The organism is Cytobacillus solani, from assembly GCF_001420595.1.
GTDB classification, from domain to species: Bacteria; Bacillota; Bacilli; order Bacillales; family Cytobacillaceae; genus Cytobacillus; species Cytobacillus solani.
The window spans coordinates 1-592 of sequence record NZ_LJIX01000012.1; the positions used below are offsets into that span (position 1 = coordinate 1).

Genomic DNA, 592 nt, shown 5'->3' on the forward strand with positions numbered 1-592 from the left:
AACGGGCTCTGACTACTTGTAGGCACACGGTTTCAGGATCTCTTTCACTCCCCTTCCGGGGTGCTTTTCACCTTTCCCTCACGGTACTGGTTCACTATCGGTCACTAGGGAGTATTTAGCCTTGGGAGATGGTCCTCCCTGCTTCCGACGGGATTTCTCGTGTCCCGCCGTACTCAGGATCCACTCTGGAGGGAACGAAGTTTCAACTACAGGGCTTTTACCTTCTCTGGCCGGCCTTTCCAGACCTGTTCATTTACCTCGTTCCTTTGTAACTCCGTGTAGAGTGTCCTACAACCCCAAGAGGCAAGCCTCTTGGTTTGGGCTAATCCCGTTTCGCTCGCCGCTACTCAGGGAATCGCGTTTGCTTTCTCTTCCTCCGGGTACTTAGATGTTTCAGTTCCCCGGGTCTGCCTTCAATACCCTATGTATTCAGGTAAAGATTCTATCCCATTACGGATAGAGGGTTCCCCCATTCGGAAATCTCCGGATCAAAGCTTACTTACAGCTCCCCGAAGCATATCGGTGTTAGTCCCGTCCTTCATCGGCTCCTAGTGCCTAGGCATTCACCGTGCGCCCTTTCTAACTTAACCTA

The 592-nt window shown here is 51.9% G+C and carries 1 rRNA gene; it reads right to left on the reverse strand.

The features are described 5' to 3' along the window. Positions 1-590: ribosomal RNA gene (locus AN957_RS26535) — 23S ribosomal RNA — on the reverse strand; the annotation flags it as partial. Positions 591-592 lie beyond the last annotated feature (2 nt).